This is a genomic window from Azonexus sp. (assembly GCF_030824335.1).
GTDB lineage: Bacteria > Pseudomonadota > Gammaproteobacteria > Burkholderiales > Rhodocyclaceae > Azonexus.
Map to the genome: position 1 here is coordinate 1 of NZ_JAVBXX010000003.1, position 14,705 is coordinate 14,705.

The window sequence follows — 14,705 nt, forward strand, 5'->3', positions numbered from 1 at the left end:
CCTTCCCCTTCGTCCTGGAAGCTGGAAAGAACGCGCAGTTTGACCTTGTACTTGCCGGCGAATTCGACCGAGCGGATCTGCAGCACCTTGGAGCCGAGGCTGGCCATTTCCAGCATCTCTTCGAAGGTGATGGTATCGAGCTTCTTGGCTTCCGGCACGACACGCGGATCGGTCGTGTAGACGCCATCGACGTCGGTGTAGATCTGACACTCGTCGGCCTTCAGCGCAGCCGCCAACGCAACGCCTGAGGTATCCGAGCCACCGCGACCGAGCGTCGTGATGTTGCCGTGTTCGTCTACGCCCTGGAAGCCGGCGACGATGACCACCTTGCCGGCATCGAGGTCGCGACGAATATTGGCTTCGTCAATCGACAAAATGCGGGCTTTGGTAAAGGTGCTGTCCGTCAATACCTTGACCTGTGCGCCAGTATAACTCTTGGCATCTACGCCAATCGCTTTCAGGCCCATGGCCAACAGGCCCGTGGTGACCTGCTCACCGGTACAGACAACCGCATCAAGTTCGCGCGGATCGGGTGTTGCCTGCATTTCCTTGGCCAGTGCAATCAGTTTGTTGGTTTCGCCGCTCATCGCAGAAACAACCACAACCACCTGATGACCCTGTGCCTGGAACTTGGCAACCCGCTTGGCAACATTCTTGATGCGCTCGGGATTGGCGACTGAAGTGCCGCCGTACTTCTGAACAATCAACGCCATGGATTTATCCGTAAAAACGTTGGAAACATGAAAAAAGAGGGCCGGATTTTAACCCAGCCCGGCTTTTTTCCAAAGAAAGCAGTAATTACAAATCTGCCAGCACACGCAAATGCGCACCAACGCTGCGCGCCAGCGAGGTCATCACGTAACCGCCTTCAAGCATCGAGACGATGCGCTTGTCGCACAATTCCGCAGCAAGCTTTTTCAGATGATCGGTACACCAGGCGAAATCCTTCTCGACCAGTTTCAGCCCGCCCATATCATCTTCGTAATGGCCGTCGAAGCCGGCAGAGATGAAGATCATCTGCGGCTTGAATTCCTTGAGGCGGGGCGTCCACACCTGCATGACGGCATCGCGGAATTCCTCTCCGCCGCTCCCGGCAGCCAACGGCACGTTGCACATGTTGGCTGCGGGCTTGTCAGCGCCGCTGTAGGGGTAGAACGGATGCTGGAAAATACTGCACATCAACACCTGCTCATCACCGGCAAAACAATCTTCGGTGCCATTCCCGTGATGAACGTCGAAATCGATGATCGCCACGCGCTCCAGTCCATGCGTTTTCAGGGCATGACGCGCTGCCACGCCGATATTGTTGAAAAAGCAGAAGCCCATCGGATTGGCTTTTTCGGCATGGTGACCGGGCGGGCGAACAGCACAGAAAGCGTTTTCGCACTCACCACTCATCACCAGATCAACGCCCATGCATCCTGCGCCCGCGGCGCGCAAGGCTGCCTGCCAGGTATGGGGATTCATGGCGGTATCCGGGTCGAGATGCACGACACCGAGTTCAGGGGAAGCCCGCTTGATCCGCTCGAGGTGAGAAGCGGGATGGACCCGCAGCAACTGCTCGAAGGTCGCCAGCGGCGCGTCGTAATAAACAAAATAGGCATCTATCCCCTGCGCGATCAGATGATCATTGATCGCGGTCAAACGTTGCGGGCATTCCGGGTGATGCGTGCCCATATCATGCAACTGGCAGTCGCGATGGGTGATGAAGGCAGTGGTCGTCACTTGTTCTCTCTCTGCGATGCGGCGTCCTGGGTGGCGCTCGTCGAATTGTCATTATCGTCTTATTTCGCCGGCTGCTTCAAGCATTAGAATATGCTGGGAGCGCTTTCCACAAATTGGCCCCCCTCATGGCAATAACAAACTCTCCCTCTTTGGGCAGTCGACCGCATGCTTTCATGCCTGTCCTCAATGCTGCTAACCAGATCATCCTGGGCAAGGAAACCGAAGTCAGACTGGCGGCGACCTGCCTGCTAGCCGGTGGCCACCTACTGATCGAAGACCTGCCGGGACTCGGCAAAACCACGTTGGCGCACACCCTGGCCCGACTGCTCGGCCTGCATTTTTCCCGTATCCAATTCACCGCCGACCTGTTACCCGCTGACATTACCGGCGTTTCCATTTTTGATCGTGAACGCAGCGATTTCCGCTTCATTCAAGGACCTGTATTTTCTCAACTCGTGCTGGCCGACGAGATCAACCGCGCCACACCAAAAACGCAGAGTGCCCTGCTCGAAGCGATGGAGGAAGGGCAAGTCAGCATCGAAGGTGAAACCCGCGCCCTGCCCAGCCCTTTCTTTGTCATTGCCACACAGAATCCCTCGCATCAAATCGGTACTTTCCCCTTACCCGAATCGCAGCTTGATCGTTTCCTGATGCGCATTGAATTGGGTTACCCCGGCCGCGATGCGGAGCGCGCACTACTGACTTCCGGCGGTCGGCGCACCCGGGCTGAGCAATTGGATAGCCTGTTGACACCGGAACAACTACCGCAGTTGCAACGAGAAGTTGCCGATCTATACGCCGCGCCGCCACTGATCGACTATGTTCAAGCCTTGGTCGAAGCCAGCCGTCACACATCGGTATTCCGTCATGGCCTGTCGCCGCGAGCCGGCTTGGCCTTGCTGGCAGCAGCTCGCGCCTGGGCTTGGCTGGCCGGACGTGACATGGTGCTACCCGATGACGTACAGGCAGTGTTTCCGTCAGTCGCCCGTCACCGACTCTCTTCGGCCCAAGGCGGCAACCAGGCCAGCAGCACGGATATCGACAGCCTGCTGAAACGCGTTGCCATTCCCTGAGTCTTACCGTGCGCCTGATCGATAATCTGCAGCAACGCTTGTTCCGTTGGAAAACCGACGGCACAGCCCCCATTCGCCTTGATCAGCGGCGTATCTTCATCCTCCCTTCACAGGGCGGCTTGTTGTATTCCCTGGCCTTGGTGGTCATGCTGCTTGGCGCCATAAACTACAATCTGGCACTCGGTCATGCGTTGGTCTTCCTTTTGGCCGGGCTCGGCCTGACTGGCATGGTGCACACTTTTCGCAACCTGCACGGCCTGGGCATCACAGCAGGTCGCTGTACGCCGGTTTTTGTCGGTGAAACAGCCCAATTTGAGTTGATCATCGACAACAATCGCCCTACACCGCGACGCGACCTCAATTTCGCCGCAGAAAAAGGACTGAGCAGCGTTATTGCGGTCAACGGCCACGATCAGGCAAAAATCCTGGTACCACTACCAGCCCGGCAACGCGGCTGGCTGACATTGCCACGTATCCATCTGTCCACCCGTTATCCACTCGGTTTATTTACTGCGTGGAGTTATTTACAGCCAGCCATGCGCTGCCTGGCCTATCCCCAACCGATCACCACGACACTGCCGGAAAGCACGCTACCAACCAAAGGCAACGCCAGCCACGGGCTTGGTGGGCAGGAGGATTTTGCCGGTTTCCGCGAACGCCAACCGGCCGACGCCTTGCGCCACGTCGCCTGGAAAGCCAGCGCCCGCAATAACGGTCAGCGTCCTTTGCTGATCAAGCTGTTCGCAGGTGGAAGCGATGCCGAACTCAGCCTTGACTGGTCTGCAACCGATCCGGGACAGTCCGTCGAAACCCGTCTCTCCATCCTCGCCGGCTGGGTACTCGAAGCCAACGGCCTGAATCTGACTTACGGTCTGCGCTTGCCGGGCCGGGAGATTCCCGCCGCCAACGGCCAATCCCACTCGGAGCGCTGCCTCGAAGCACTGGCGCTTTTTTCCCCATGAGCACAGCGCATCAGGAAAACCTGGCCCGTGATGTGCCCCCCTGGCTATTTGTCAGCGCACTGGTCACAACGCTACCGCATGTCACGCATCTTCCCCTTTGGCTGTCGGTATTAAGCGGCACATTTTTCCTTTGGGCCACCTGGCTCTGGCGACAAGACCGGCGCCAACCAAAACGTTGGCTGTTGCTGCTGCTTGTCGTCGGTTGTTGCGTCGGTATCCTGAGCGAGTTCCGTAGCCCGTTCGGGCGTGATCCAGGCGTTGCCATGCTGGTCATTTTCATGGCCATGAAGTTGCTTGAAATGCGCAGCAGACGCGACGCTATCGTGCTCCTCATGCTCGGCTACTTCCTGCTGCTGACGCATTATTTTTATTCGCAAAGCATCTTCACCGGAGCCTGGCTGCTTGTTGCATTGTGGCTGGTCACGGCAACCCTGATCCGCTTGCATGCGACAGCAATGAGCGCCAAGGAGAATATGCACTACGCCGGTCAACTGCTGCTCCAGTCGCTGCCTTTCATGCTCGTGCTGTACCTGCTCTTCCCGCGGATATCCGGACCACTCTGGGGCATGCCCCAGGATGCTTACAGCGGAAAAACCGGCCTGTCCGACAGCATGTCACCCGGCAGCATCGCCAACCTGGTGCAAAGCGGTGAAATTGCTTTCCGGGTGCGCTTCGCTGGCCCCGTCCCGCAGCGCCATCAACTGTACTGGCGTGGTCCGGTACTGGAGAGCTTTGATGGAACGACCTGGCGTCAGTCAATGGGCAGACGTCGTGCGGAAACAATCCAGCACACAGGCGATGTGACTGCCTACGAAACCACGCTGGAAGCACACAACCAACGCTGGCTGCTAGCCCTTGATGCACCGGTTAGCCTGCCGGCAGATGCGGCACTTGATGGCCGGCTAAGTGCTTTGGCACAAAAAATGGTAAACACGCGCCAGAACTTCCGGATTTCCTCAGCGCTCAATTATCAGTTGAATACAGATGAGTCACCTGGCGTATTGAGCCACAACCTCAAGCTTCCACCGGGCAACAATCCAAAAACACGCGCCATGGCCGAGGAGTGGCGCGCCACACTCGGTAATCCGCAAGCTATCGTCAACCAAGCTTTGCGGTGGTTTTCCGATCCGGCGTTCGTCTATACCTTGCAGCCCCCCCTGCTCGGCCCCAACAGCATCGATGACTTCCTGTTCCAAAGCAAACGCGGCTTCTGCGAGCACTATGCGACGGCCTTTGTCGTACTCATGCGCAGCGCGGGTATTCCGGCCCGGGTAATCGGTGGATACCAAGGGGGCGAGATGAATCCACGCGATGGTTTTCTCGTTGTACGACAATCGGAGGCTCATGCCTGGGCCGAGGTCTGGCTGGAAAAAAGAGGCTGGATAAGGGTCGACCCGACATCCGTCGTTGCCCCTGACCGAATCACCAACGGCATTGTCGAAGCACTGCCCTCAGGTGAGCCTCTACCGATTTTCATGCAGATGCATGGTGGATGGTTACGCGACATGCGCCATCGTTGGGAAGCCATCAACAACACCTGGAATCAGCAAGTACTGGGTTACGACGCCAAACGTCAGCTGGAACTACTATCCCGGCTCGGCCTACCCGAAGCCGACTGGCGCAACCTGGTCATTGCGTTGGGTATCGCATGCGGTGCACTCCTGATACTGATCATGTTGTGGGCACTGCACAACGCAAAACCGGAGGCCCCGGAAATACGCCTGTGGCGTCGTGCATTACGCAAAACCGGGGTAGACTGCGCGCCTTGGGAAACGCCAATGGCACTTGTTGAACGCCTGCAGGCAAAGCAACCGGCGTTGATACCGCAGATGGAACCCGTAGTACGACATTTTTTGCTGGCCCGCTATGCACCCGATAATACCGAACACCTTGCTGCGTTGCGTGCAGCCGTAGCCAGCCTACCCCGACGGAGACCCGATTGACCAAGATTCTTGCCGCTCTCGCCCTCGCCATTGGCGCCCGGATGGCCATTGCCGGCCCAACCGCCAGCAGCATTGCCGATTTGCCCGAGGCCGTTGCATTTGCCCAAGACCTGGAAAAACGACATGGCTTCGATGCCACGGCGCTGATCAACCAATTCTCGGCTGCCCAGACAAACAGCCGAGTGCTGCAACTGATTGCACCACCGGCTTCGCCGACCCAACGGTCATGGGAACGTTATCGACCACGTTTCATCAACGAACAACGCATCAATGGCGGCGTTCGTTTCTGGCAGGAGAATGCCCTTACCCTGGCCCGGGCGCGCGCGCTCTATGGGGTTCCAGAAGAGGTCATCGTTGCCATCATTGGCATCGAAACCGTCTACGGCAAAAACACCGGAAATTTTGGCGTTCTGGAAGCACTTGCCACGCTGGCCTTTCAATATCCCCGACGGGCCGACTTTTTCCGCAGCGAACTTGAACAATTCCTGCTGCTAAGCCGTGAAAACAGACTGGACCCGCTATCCGTCAAAGGATCATTTGCCGGTGCCATCGGGATTCCTCAATTCATGCCGGGCAGCCAGCGACGCTATGCCGTCGATTTCGATGGCGACGAACGCATCGATCTGAGCAACAGCCTGGAAGATGCCATCGGCAGTGTGGCACGCTTTCTCGAACAACATGGCTGGCAGGCCGGGCAACCTGTCGCCATCCCGGCCAAATTGCCCGGCACACCGGATGCCTCGCTGATCGAAGCCGGCATTCGTCCCAGCCTGAAAGCTGGCGATCTGTTCCTGCGTGGCATCAAAGCAAACGCCGCGCCGGAATCTACCGTAACACTGGTCGATCTTGTCTCACCTGGAAGGGATACCGAATACTGGCTGGGCTTCGAGAATTTTTACGTGATCACCCGCTACAACCGCTCCAGCTTCTACGCCATGTCGGTATTCCAACTGTCCGAAGAAATCCGCCGTCGCATGCCTTTAACGGGTGACGAAAAAACAGCCATGAACCAGCGTTGACCGCAGAATTTACAACACGGAGTCGCGGGAAATATTGCCGCGCTTGATGATCCGGCGCAAATGATCAAGCGCCTCCATCTGAATCTGTCTAACTCGTTCCCGGGTCAGACATAAATCGAGCGCGATGGCATCAAGCGTCGCAACATCAGCGCCATTCAAACCATAACGGCGTTCAATAACTTGCTGCTGACGCTCCGTCAGTTGTGCCAGCCAGTCGTCAAGCAATGAGCCGATTTCGCTGGACTGCAGCAAGGACTCAGGATCACCGCCACCCGAATCGTCGGCAATCAGTTCCGCCATCGTGTGATTGGGATCGATATCCAGAGGCGCATCAAGAGACGCAATATGTTCGTTCAACGACAGGATGCGCCGCACATCGTCTGCCGAACGATCAATCAACAAAGCCACGCGTTCGATCGTCGCTTCGCGGCTATCGGCCGACTCCAGGTGTCGCATCGCCCGCAGCACCACGTTGATTTCCTTGACCACATGCACAGGCAAACGAATCGTCCGTGAGTGATTCATTATGCTGCGCTCTATACTTTGGCGAATCCACCAGGTCGCATAAGTGGAAAAACGAAACCCCCGCTCGGGATCGAATTTTTCCAACGCATGAATCAGACCCAGATTGCCCTCCTCGATCAGATCAAGCAAGGGAATACCGCGATTCAGATAGTGTTTGGCGATGTTTACGACGAGCCGCAAATTGTGCTCAATCATCTTCTGTCTGGCAGAAAAAACACCAGCACATACCAAGCGGGCAGTAGCCAGCTCTTCTTCCGGGGTCAACAGGGGTTTCGCACCGATTTCATTCAGGTAAAGCTGAGTAACATCCTCCAGCAAACCATGCTCACCCGCCGAGACTTCAAGTTTGCTGCTAGCGTCAAATGACGCCTCGCAACCATCAAGCTCAGGCTGTCCGGCAGTTTCTTCGATTTCCTCTTCGCTGACACCCATTACCAAAACTCACCGCTTGGGCAGGAAGGGCATCGGATCAACCGGCTTACCCTGTTTGCGGATCTCAAAATGCAATTTGACGCTGTCGGTTCCAGTACTGCCCTTCTCGGCAATTTTCTGTCCGATCTTGATCGCCTGCCCCTCTTTGACAAGAATCTTGCTGTTGTGGGCGTAGACAGAAAGATGCTCTGTACTGTGCCTGACAATCACCAATTTTCCGTAACCGGCCAGTGCATCGCCAACGTAAAGCACTTTGCCCTCCCCGGCTGAAAGCACCGGATCACCCAGCTTGCCGGCGAAATCGATCCCCTTGTTACCTGCCTCGTTATAACCCGTCTTGATTTTTGCCGAACTCGGCCAGGCCCAAACAACGCCTTCTACCTGAGCCGGCCCGGCGGACTCGGATACAGGTGCAGGTGGCGTAGCGGTGACCGGCGTTTGCGCAACCACTGGAACGGCAGGCAAGGTAGCCGGCGCCAGATTACTCAAACGAGCATACGCCTCATCGGAATAAGGCTGCTTCCCCCCTTTGGGGTCCTGTATCGTTCCGTTCGGTCGGCTATCAGCGGTAAGCGAGGGAGAGGCATCAAGCGGCCTGGACTCAATAGCGCTAGCGCTACCGACCGGTATAGCCATCGGCGCGCTGGCTGGCGCGCTTGCCCCTTGAACGACTGTGCGCAGGCGGAGGATTTGACCTTCGCGCAAGGCTGATGGGTTATCGATATTATTGAGCGCGGCCAACTCCCGATGATCCAACCCATTTTCGCGGGCTATTCGGTAAAGTGTATCGCCCCGCTTGACCAGATACTCCCCCGGCCCAGCCGCACGCGCCAGAGCCGTCGGCGAACGATCAACAGTCGGCGCTGGCGCTTGCGTACAGGCGGCGAGTGAAAACAGCAGAGAAAGCAGGAAAAATACTTTGATCATTGTGTTCCAGGGAGCAAAGGGACAAACCGAACCGGGTCAAGTCGCATCTCCGTAAAGCCGTTGGGGGTGTGTTCAACGAGACAAAGATACTGCTCCTGCCCGCCGACAGGCAAGACCATGCGCCCACCAAGAGCGAGTTGCCGGAGTAAATCAGGTGGAATACCAGCGCCAGCAGCAGCAACGATAATACTGTCGAATGGACCAGCCTCAGGCAATCCAAAATGACCGTCAGCATGTTTGAGACGGACATTGAACTGCTGGAGAACACGCATGTTGGCCTTGGCTTTTTCCAGCAAGGGCGCCAAACGCTCGACCGCATAGACATCCTTGCTCAACTGAGCCAGAACAGCGGCCTGATAACCACAACCAGCCCCGATCTCCAATGTCTTGCCCAATGCCGGACGTCCATTAAGTAGCAGTTCGATCATCCGGGCAACGATAAAAGGCTGTGAAATGGTCTGACCCATGCCAAGCGGAAGCGCCGTATCTTCATAGGCGCGGGAAGCGAGAGCCTCCTCGACGAAAACATGTCGAGGCACTGCTGCCATGGCCATGAGCACAGTTTCATTGCGGATACCCTTTTCACGCAAACGCTCAATCATCCGCGCCCGCGTCCGCTGCGAAGTCATGCCTATCCCTTGCAGACCGTGAGCTGTCATTGAATCCACTGACGAATGGCAGATAACTGATTCATATGCGTCAGATCAATCTGCAGGGGAGTCACCGAAACGCGCTTCTGTTCAACCGCGTAGAAATCCGTTCCCGGCCCAGCATCGGCCGCAGCACCAGCTGCACCAATCCAATACATTGTTTCCTGACGCGGGGAAGTCATGCGAACCACCGGTTCTGCCTTATGGCGGCGCCCCAAGCGGGTCACCTCCATACCGGTCAATTGCTCGTAGGGAATATCGGGAACATTCACATTCAACAATACCGGACCCGGAATCGGATTATTGACATACCGCTCGACCAATTCACGCGCAACACGACCGGCTGTAGTGTAATTAAGCCCGGCGAAGCTGGTCATGGAAACGGCAATCGAAGGAATACCGAGCAAATAACCTTCAGTGGCAGCAGCCACCGTTCCGGAATAAATGGTGTCGTCACCCATATTGGCCCCGGAATTAATCCCGGAAACAATAATATCAGGCAAGGAATCCAGCATTCCGGTCACCGCCAGATGAACACAATCCGTCGGCGTACCATTCACGAAAAAAAACCCGCTGGCCGCCTGTTTCAGCATCAACGGCCGATCCAAAGTCAAGGAGTTGCTGGCCCCGCTACGATTCTGCTCAGGCGCGACAACTATGATTTCACCCAAGCCGGACAATGCTTCGGCTAAAGCAGCAAGACCGGGAGCAAAATAACCATCGTCGTTACTGAGCAAGATTCTCATAGATCAAACCAACAGAGCATCCAGAGAAGAACCAGCGGCCAGCCAAGCCTCAACCCACTTCGGTTTGCGCCCGCGGCCAGTCCACTCAAGTTCCGCATTCTGCGGATGACGGTACTTAACCCTGACCTTCACGCCAGTGGAAACCTTGTCTTTTACTTCCTTGCCCAGAAAATCTTCGATAGAGAATCCGCGCGCCTTGGCTAAAGCTCGCATTTCACTGAGCACATTTGCTTTTTCAACAATTTCACGGCGTTTTAGTTCTGCAGGAATCTGCTGCTGCAAATCACGCAACTCAATCAACGAAAGCGAAGACAAATCCATAATACCCCCAAGAAAAACAAATATCAGTGGCGTAATCTAATTTGTCTGTATATGTTTTTCAATATATAAATAAAAAAACCGGCCTAAGCCGGTTTTCTATGTTTTTGGTCGGGGCGGCGGGATTCGAACTCGCGACCCCTTGCACCCCATGCAAGTGCGCTACCAGGCTGCGCTACGCCCCGACAAGCCGATCATTATACTGCCAAACCCAGCAAATTCAAACCGATAACATCTCGATTATTGACTTCAATTCGCTACGCAGGCTGGCAGACATTTGTACTTCATCACCAATCTCTACCGCTGACCGCTCAACAGCCCCTCCCTCATCAAGGCGATTACGCGCACCACTAATCGTAAACCCTTGATTATAAAGAAGCTCGCGAATCCGACGGACAAGCAGCACTTCGTGGTGCTGATAATAACGTCGATTTCCACGGCGCTTGACCGGCTTCAACTGATTGAACTCCTGCTCCCAATAACGCAGCACGTGCGGTTTGACACCACACAACTCGCTGACCTCACCGATGGTGAAGTAACGCTTGGCAGGAATGGGGGGCAGATCTTCGCTGCCCGGACTTTTAGGCCGCAATTCCATCGAAAGCAAGCTCAACATCAGACTTCAATTTTTGACTCGCATGGAAAGTCACCACACGACGCGCCGTGATAGGAATTTCCTCCCCGGTCTTGGGGTTACGTCCTGGGCGCTGGGGTTTATCACGCAGCTGAAAATTCCCAAACCCGGACAGCTTGACGCCATCCCCCGTTTCCAGAGAGTTACGAATTTCCTCAAAGAAGGCCTCGACCATATCTTTGGCCTCGCGTTTGTTGAGTCCTACTTTCTCGAACAGCAGGTCGGCGAGTTCGGCTTTGGTCAGCGTCATCTTATTCAATCTTTCGTCAGGCTCGCAGTTGGGCGCCAAACGTCTTCTCCAGACAGGCTATCAGTTGCTGCACCGCAGCATCAACTTCCGGATCTTGCAAAGTACGTTGAGTATCTTGCATAACTATCCGTAACGCAAGACTTTTCTTGTTTTCCGGAACTCCTTTTCCTGCATAAACATCGAACAATTGAAGGTCTTTAACCAAGGCCGGCAAATCATTTTTCAAGCCATCAAAAAGGGCTTGAAGCGCAAGATCACGGTCGACCACAACAGCCAAGTCGCGCACCACTGCCGGAAATTTCGAAACCTCAGTGTAAGCAGGAACAACAACTCCCTTGAGCGCCTCGAATTCAAGCTCAAACAGTACCGGTGCAGCGGTCAACTCGTATTTTTGCACCCATTCCGGATGCAACTCACCGACACAGCCGATGTCACGACCATCAAGCAAGACACGCGCTGCCCGTCCCGGATGCAGCGCCGGATGGACGAGTTTCTCGAAACGCAGCGCGGCCGGCGCCAGCAAAGCCTCGATATCACCCTTGACGTCGAAGAAATCGATCTTGCGACCATCGCTCGCCCAACCATCTGGCAAGGCACCGCCAAAAGCCAGGCCGGATAGCTTCCACGGCTGGTGAAAGCCCTGTACCGGCTGCGCTGCCGCATCGCGGTGGAAGGTACGACCGACTTCGAACAGGCGGACGCGGTTCTGCTTGCGCTTGAGGTTGGTCACCAGATTGGCAATCAGGCCGCCGAACAGCGTCGACCGCATCACCGCCATCTGGCTGGCAATCGGGTTGGCCAGGCGGATCAGGTCGGCTTCTTCGGTCTTCGCCGCAAAATCGGCTTCCCAGCCTTCCTCGACGAAGGCGAAATTGACCACTTCCTGGTAGCCACGGTCGGCCAGCATCTGGCGCACCCGGAATGCTGGGCGCTGCGCTTCGCGCTGCAACTGCATCTTCAGGCGGCCACGCGGGGCCGGCGACGGGATGTTGTCGTAACCGTACAGGCGGGCGATTTCCTCGATCAGGTCTTCTTCGATCTCCATGTCGAAGCGCCACGACGGCGGCGTCACCAGGAAATCGTCACCCTGCTGCTCGAAGGACAAAGCCAGACCCTTGAACAGGCCAGCAATGCGTTCGGCGCCAAGTGGCAAACCGAGTACCTTTTCAGCGCGGGCGGTGCGCAAGCGTACCGGCGGACGCGCCGGCAATGCCGCTTTGGCCTCGACCACCGGGCCAGCCTGACCACCGCAGATTTCCAGGATCAGTTGTGTCGCACGCTCGATGGCGCGGCGTGTACCGCCGAAATCGACGCCTCGCTCGAAGCGGTGCGAGGCATCCGAACCGAAACCGTAGCGACGGGCTCGGCCAGCAATGGCCTTCGGCGCAAAGAAGGCGGATTCGAGGAACAATTCGCTCGTTTCCAGCGTGATACCGCTCTCCTCGCCGCCCATGATGCCTGCCATAGCCAGCGGCTTGACGTCGTCGGAAATCATCAAAATATCGGCGTCGACCGCAATCGTCTGCTCGTTCAACAGCAGCAGCTTTTCTTCCGGCTTCGCCAAACGGGCATGCACGCTGCCTTCCAGCTTCGTGTTGTCGAAGGCGTGCAGCGGCTGGCCAAGTTCGAGCATCACATAATTGGTAATATCGACCAGCGCCGAGATCGCGCGGATGCCACTGCGTTCCAGCCGGCGTTTCATCCATTCCGGCGTCAGCGCCTTGGCGTCAACAGACTTCACCACACGACCGCAATACAGCGGACAGGCTTCCGGTGCGTCGAGCACGACGGCACGCAGATCGGCGATGGTCGCCGGTACTTCCGGCACGACCGGCAAACTGGTCGTCGCGCCAGTGATGGCGCCAACTTCACGGGCGATACCGAGCAGCGACAGGCAGTCGGCACGGTTCGGCGTCAGCTTCAGCTCGAACTGGTTGTCGTCGAGATCGAGATACTGGCGAATGGACTGACCAACCGGTGCGTCGGCCGGCAGGATCAGCAAACCGGCAGCCTCTTCGGCGATGCCCAGTTCCTTGGCCGAACACAGCATGCCCGAGGACTCGATGCCCCGTACCTTGGCAATCTTGATGGTGAAATCGCCAGGCAGTTGAGCGCCGGGCAGCGCGCACGGCACCTTGAGGCCGACGGCGACATTCGGCGCACCACAAACGATGGTGGTTGGCGTGCCGCTGCCAGTATCAACCTTGCAGACGTTCAGGCGATCAGCATCGGGATGCTTGACGACTTCCAGCACATGGGCAACGACCACGCTGTCGAAAGCCGGGGCAACCGGGTCCAGTTCCTCGACTTCAAGGCCGGCCATGGTCAGCAAATGGGAAAGCTCCTCGCTCGTCAGCTTGGGATCGACGAGGGTACGCAGCCAGGATTCGGAGAATTTCATGCGAATTGCCTCAGGAAACGCAGGTCGCCTTCAAAGAACAGGCGAAGATCATTGACGCCGTAGCGCAACATGGTCAGACGGTCGGGGCCGAAGCCGAAGGCGAAGCCGGTGTACTTCTCCGGATCAATGCCGGCGATCTTCAGCACGTTCGGATGGACCATGCCGCAACCGGCAATTTCCAGCCAGCGGCCCTTCAGCGCGCCGCTCATGAAGGCGACGTCGATCTCGGCCGACGGTTCGGTGAACGGGAAGAAGGACGGGCGGAAACGCACGGTCAGGTCGTCGGTTTCGAAGAAGCTCTTGAGGAAATCGGCAATGACGCCCTTCAGGTCGGCGAAGGAGACGTTCTCGCCGACCCACAGGCCTTCGACCTGGTGGAACATCGGCGAGTGGGTCGCGTCGGAATCGACCCGATAGACGCGGCCCGGCGCGATGATGCGGATTTCCGGCATCTTTTCCAGCTGACCGTACTTCGCCACATGCGCCTGCATGTAACGCGCCTGGATCGGACTGGTGTGCGTACGCAGCAGCACCTTGTCGGCCAGCGAGCCGTCCGGGTTCTGCAAGTAGAAGGTGTCGTGCATCGAACGCGCCGGGTGATCCTCGGGCGTATTCAGCGCGGTGAAATTGTGGAAATCCTCTTCGATTTCCGGGCCATCGGCGACTTCGAAGCCAATGGAAGCAAACAGGGATTCGATACGCTCCAGCGTCCGCGTTACCGGATGCAGGCCACCGCGCGCTTCAGCGCGTCCGGGCAGCGTGACATCCAGGGCCTCTTCGGCCAGGCGTGCATTCAACGCCGCCTTGCGAATCGCTTCGCGGCGCTTATTGAGCGCATTTTCAACTGCCGTCTTGGCGACATTAATTGCCGCACCGGCGGTTTTCTTCTCCTCGGGGGGCAGCTTGCCCAAGCCTTTCAGGAGTTCGGTAATCTGACCGCTCTTGCCGAGGAAACGGGCCTTGACCTGTTCCAGCGCATCCGGGTCGGAAATGGCAGCAAAGGCGGCTTGCGCTTCGCTAACGATCTGATCGAGATTGTCCATGCACTTGTACCAACATAACTACCGACTAACCAACGAAAAAACGCCACCAACAAAAAA

At 56.9% G+C, this 14,705-nt stretch carries 15 protein-coding genes and 1 tRNA gene; 4 read left to right on the top strand and 12 right to left on the bottom strand.

The window, feature by feature from the left end:
• Nucleotides 1-713 (bottom strand): aspartate kinase (locus RCI20_RS00065; protein WP_306602400.1); only part of this gene is annotated, 713 nt, incomplete at its 3' end.
• An 85-nt stretch (nt 714-798) separates the two neighbouring features.
• Nucleotides 799-1,725 (bottom strand): histone deacetylase family protein, encoded by a 927-nt coding sequence (locus RCI20_RS00070; protein ID WP_306602401.1) that lies wholly within the window; start codon nt 1,723-1,725, stop codon nt 799-801.
• 173 nt (nt 1,726-1,898) lie between these two features.
• Here RCI20_RS00070 and RCI20_RS00075 point away from each other — a divergent pair, with 173 nt between their 5' ends.
• The 4 genes from RCI20_RS00075 to mltB are packed head-to-tail and all read left to right on the top strand — an operon-like array spanning nt 1,899 to nt 6,722.
• Nucleotides 1,899-2,798, top strand: a complete 900-nt coding sequence (locus RCI20_RS00075; protein WP_306602402.1) for a MoxR family ATPase — start codon at nt 1,899-1,901, stop codon at nt 2,796-2,798.
• A gap of 8 nt (nt 2,799-2,806) precedes the next feature.
• Nucleotides 2,807-3,760 carry a DUF58 domain-containing protein gene (locus RCI20_RS00080; RefSeq protein ID WP_306602403.1) on the top strand — a complete coding sequence of 318 codons (954 nt, stop codon included), beginning with the start codon at nt 2,807-2,809 and terminating at the stop codon, nt 3,758-3,760.
• Nucleotides 3,757-5,703: a DUF3488 and transglutaminase-like domain-containing protein gene (locus tag RCI20_RS00085; RefSeq protein ID WP_306602404.1), complete on the top strand. Its 1,947-nt coding sequence runs from the start codon at nt 3,757-3,759 to the stop codon at nt 5,701-5,703. The genes RCI20_RS00080 and RCI20_RS00085 overlap by 4 nt, the downstream gene beginning before the upstream one ends.
• Nucleotides 5,700-6,722, top strand: coding sequence for a lytic murein transglycosylase B (mltB, locus tag RCI20_RS00090; RefSeq protein ID WP_306602405.1), 1,023 nt, complete (start codon nt 5,700-5,702; stop codon nt 6,720-6,722). The genes RCI20_RS00085 and mltB overlap by 4 nt, the downstream gene beginning before the upstream one ends.
• A gap of 9 nt (nt 6,723-6,731) precedes the next feature.
• On the opposite strand, the gene rpoS is transcribed toward mltB, so the two are convergent.
• The 10 genes from rpoS to pheS all read right to left on the bottom strand — a co-directional run bounded on the left by rpoS (nt 6,732) and on the right by pheS (nt 14,648).
• Entirely contained in the window at nt 6,732-7,658 is a 927-nt protein-coding gene (rpoS, locus tag RCI20_RS00095) for an RNA polymerase sigma factor RpoS (protein WP_373691447.1), read from the bottom strand.
• Nucleotides 7,659-7,688: 30 nt separating this feature from the next.
• Nucleotides 7,689-8,606, bottom strand: a complete 918-nt coding sequence (locus RCI20_RS00100; protein ID WP_306602407.1) for a peptidoglycan DD-metalloendopeptidase family protein — start codon at nt 8,604-8,606, stop codon at nt 7,689-7,691.
• Nucleotides 8,603-9,265: a protein-L-isoaspartate(D-aspartate) O-methyltransferase gene (locus tag RCI20_RS00105; RefSeq protein ID WP_306602408.1), complete on the bottom strand. Its 663-nt coding sequence runs from the start codon at nt 9,263-9,265 to the stop codon at nt 8,603-8,605. The genes RCI20_RS00100 and RCI20_RS00105 overlap by 4 nt, the downstream gene beginning before the upstream one ends.
• Entirely contained in the window at nt 9,262-10,002 is a 741-nt protein-coding gene (gene surE / locus RCI20_RS00110; protein ID WP_306602409.1) for a 5'/3'-nucleotidase SurE, read from the bottom strand. The genes RCI20_RS00105 and surE overlap by 4 nt, the downstream gene beginning before the upstream one ends.
• Before the next feature lie 3 nt (nt 10,003-10,005).
• Complete coding sequence (locus RCI20_RS00115; RefSeq protein WP_306602410.1) at nt 10,006-10,323, bottom strand: H-NS histone family protein; 318 nt, start codon at nt 10,321-10,323, stop codon at nt 10,006-10,008.
• A 105-nt stretch (nt 10,324-10,428) separates the two neighbouring features.
• Nucleotides 10,429-10,505 (bottom strand) — tRNA-Pro (locus RCI20_RS00120).
• A 35-nt stretch (nt 10,506-10,540) separates the two neighbouring features.
• Nucleotides 10,541-10,918: a MerR family transcriptional regulator gene (locus RCI20_RS00125; protein WP_306602685.1), complete on the bottom strand. Its 378-nt coding sequence runs from the start codon at nt 10,916-10,918 to the stop codon at nt 10,541-10,543.
• Entirely contained in the window at nt 10,902-11,204 is a 303-nt protein-coding gene (locus RCI20_RS00130; RefSeq protein ID WP_306602411.1) for an integration host factor subunit alpha, read from the bottom strand. Before RCI20_RS00130 ends, RCI20_RS00125 begins: the two co-directional genes overlap by 17 nt.
• Nucleotides 11,205-11,220: 16 nt before the next feature.
• A complete protein-coding gene (gene pheT, locus RCI20_RS00135; RefSeq protein ID WP_306602412.1) occupies nt 11,221-13,605 on the bottom strand; it encodes a phenylalanine--tRNA ligase subunit beta in 2,385 nt (794 codons plus the stop codon).
• The gene (gene pheS / locus RCI20_RS00140) at nt 13,602-14,648 is read right to left on the bottom strand and encodes a phenylalanine--tRNA ligase subunit alpha (RefSeq protein WP_306602413.1); all 1,047 of its coding nucleotides are present in this window, start codon (nt 14,646-14,648) and stop codon (nt 13,602-13,604) included. Before pheS ends, pheT begins: the two co-directional genes overlap by 4 nt.
• Nucleotides 14,649-14,705: the final 57 nt, after the last annotated feature.

Excerpts from the sequence above, each read along its gene's own strand:
- RCI20_RS00075 (WP_306602402.1), top strand. The coding sequence starts at position 1,899 with ATGCCTGTCCTCAATGCTGCTAACCAGATCATCCTGGGCAAGGAAACC.
- RCI20_RS00085 (WP_306602404.1), top strand. The coding sequence starts at position 3,757 with ATGAGCACAGCGCATCAGGAAAACCTGGCCCGTGATGTGCCCCCCTGG.
- RCI20_RS00100 (WP_306602407.1), bottom strand. The coding sequence starts at position 8,606 with ATGATCAAAGTATTTTTCCTGCTTTCTCTGCTGTTTTCACTCGCCGCC.
- RCI20_RS00105 (WP_306602408.1), bottom strand. The coding sequence starts at position 9,265 with ATGACAGCTCACGGTCTGCAAGGGATAGGCATGACTTCGCAGCGGACG.
- surE (WP_306602409.1), bottom strand. The coding sequence starts at position 10,002 with ATGAGAATCTTGCTCAGTAACGACGATGGTTATTTTGCTCCCGGTCTT.
- RCI20_RS00115 (WP_306602410.1), bottom strand. The coding sequence starts at position 10,323 with ATGGATTTGTCTTCGCTTTCGTTGATTGAGTTGCGTGATTTGCAGCAG.
- RCI20_RS00125 (WP_306602685.1), bottom strand. The coding sequence starts at position 10,918 with ATGGAATTGCGGCCTAAAAGTCCGGGCAGCGAAGATCTGCCCCCCATT.
- RCI20_RS00130 (WP_306602411.1), bottom strand. The coding sequence starts at position 11,204 with ATGACGCTGACCAAAGCCGAACTCGCCGACCTGCTGTTCGAGAAAGTA.
- pheT (WP_306602412.1), bottom strand. The coding sequence starts at position 13,605 with ATGAAATTCTCCGAATCCTGGCTGCGTACCCTCGTCGATCCCAAGCTG.
- pheS (WP_306602413.1), bottom strand. The coding sequence starts at position 14,648 with ATGGACAATCTCGATCAGATCGTTAGCGAAGCGCAAGCCGCCTTTGCT.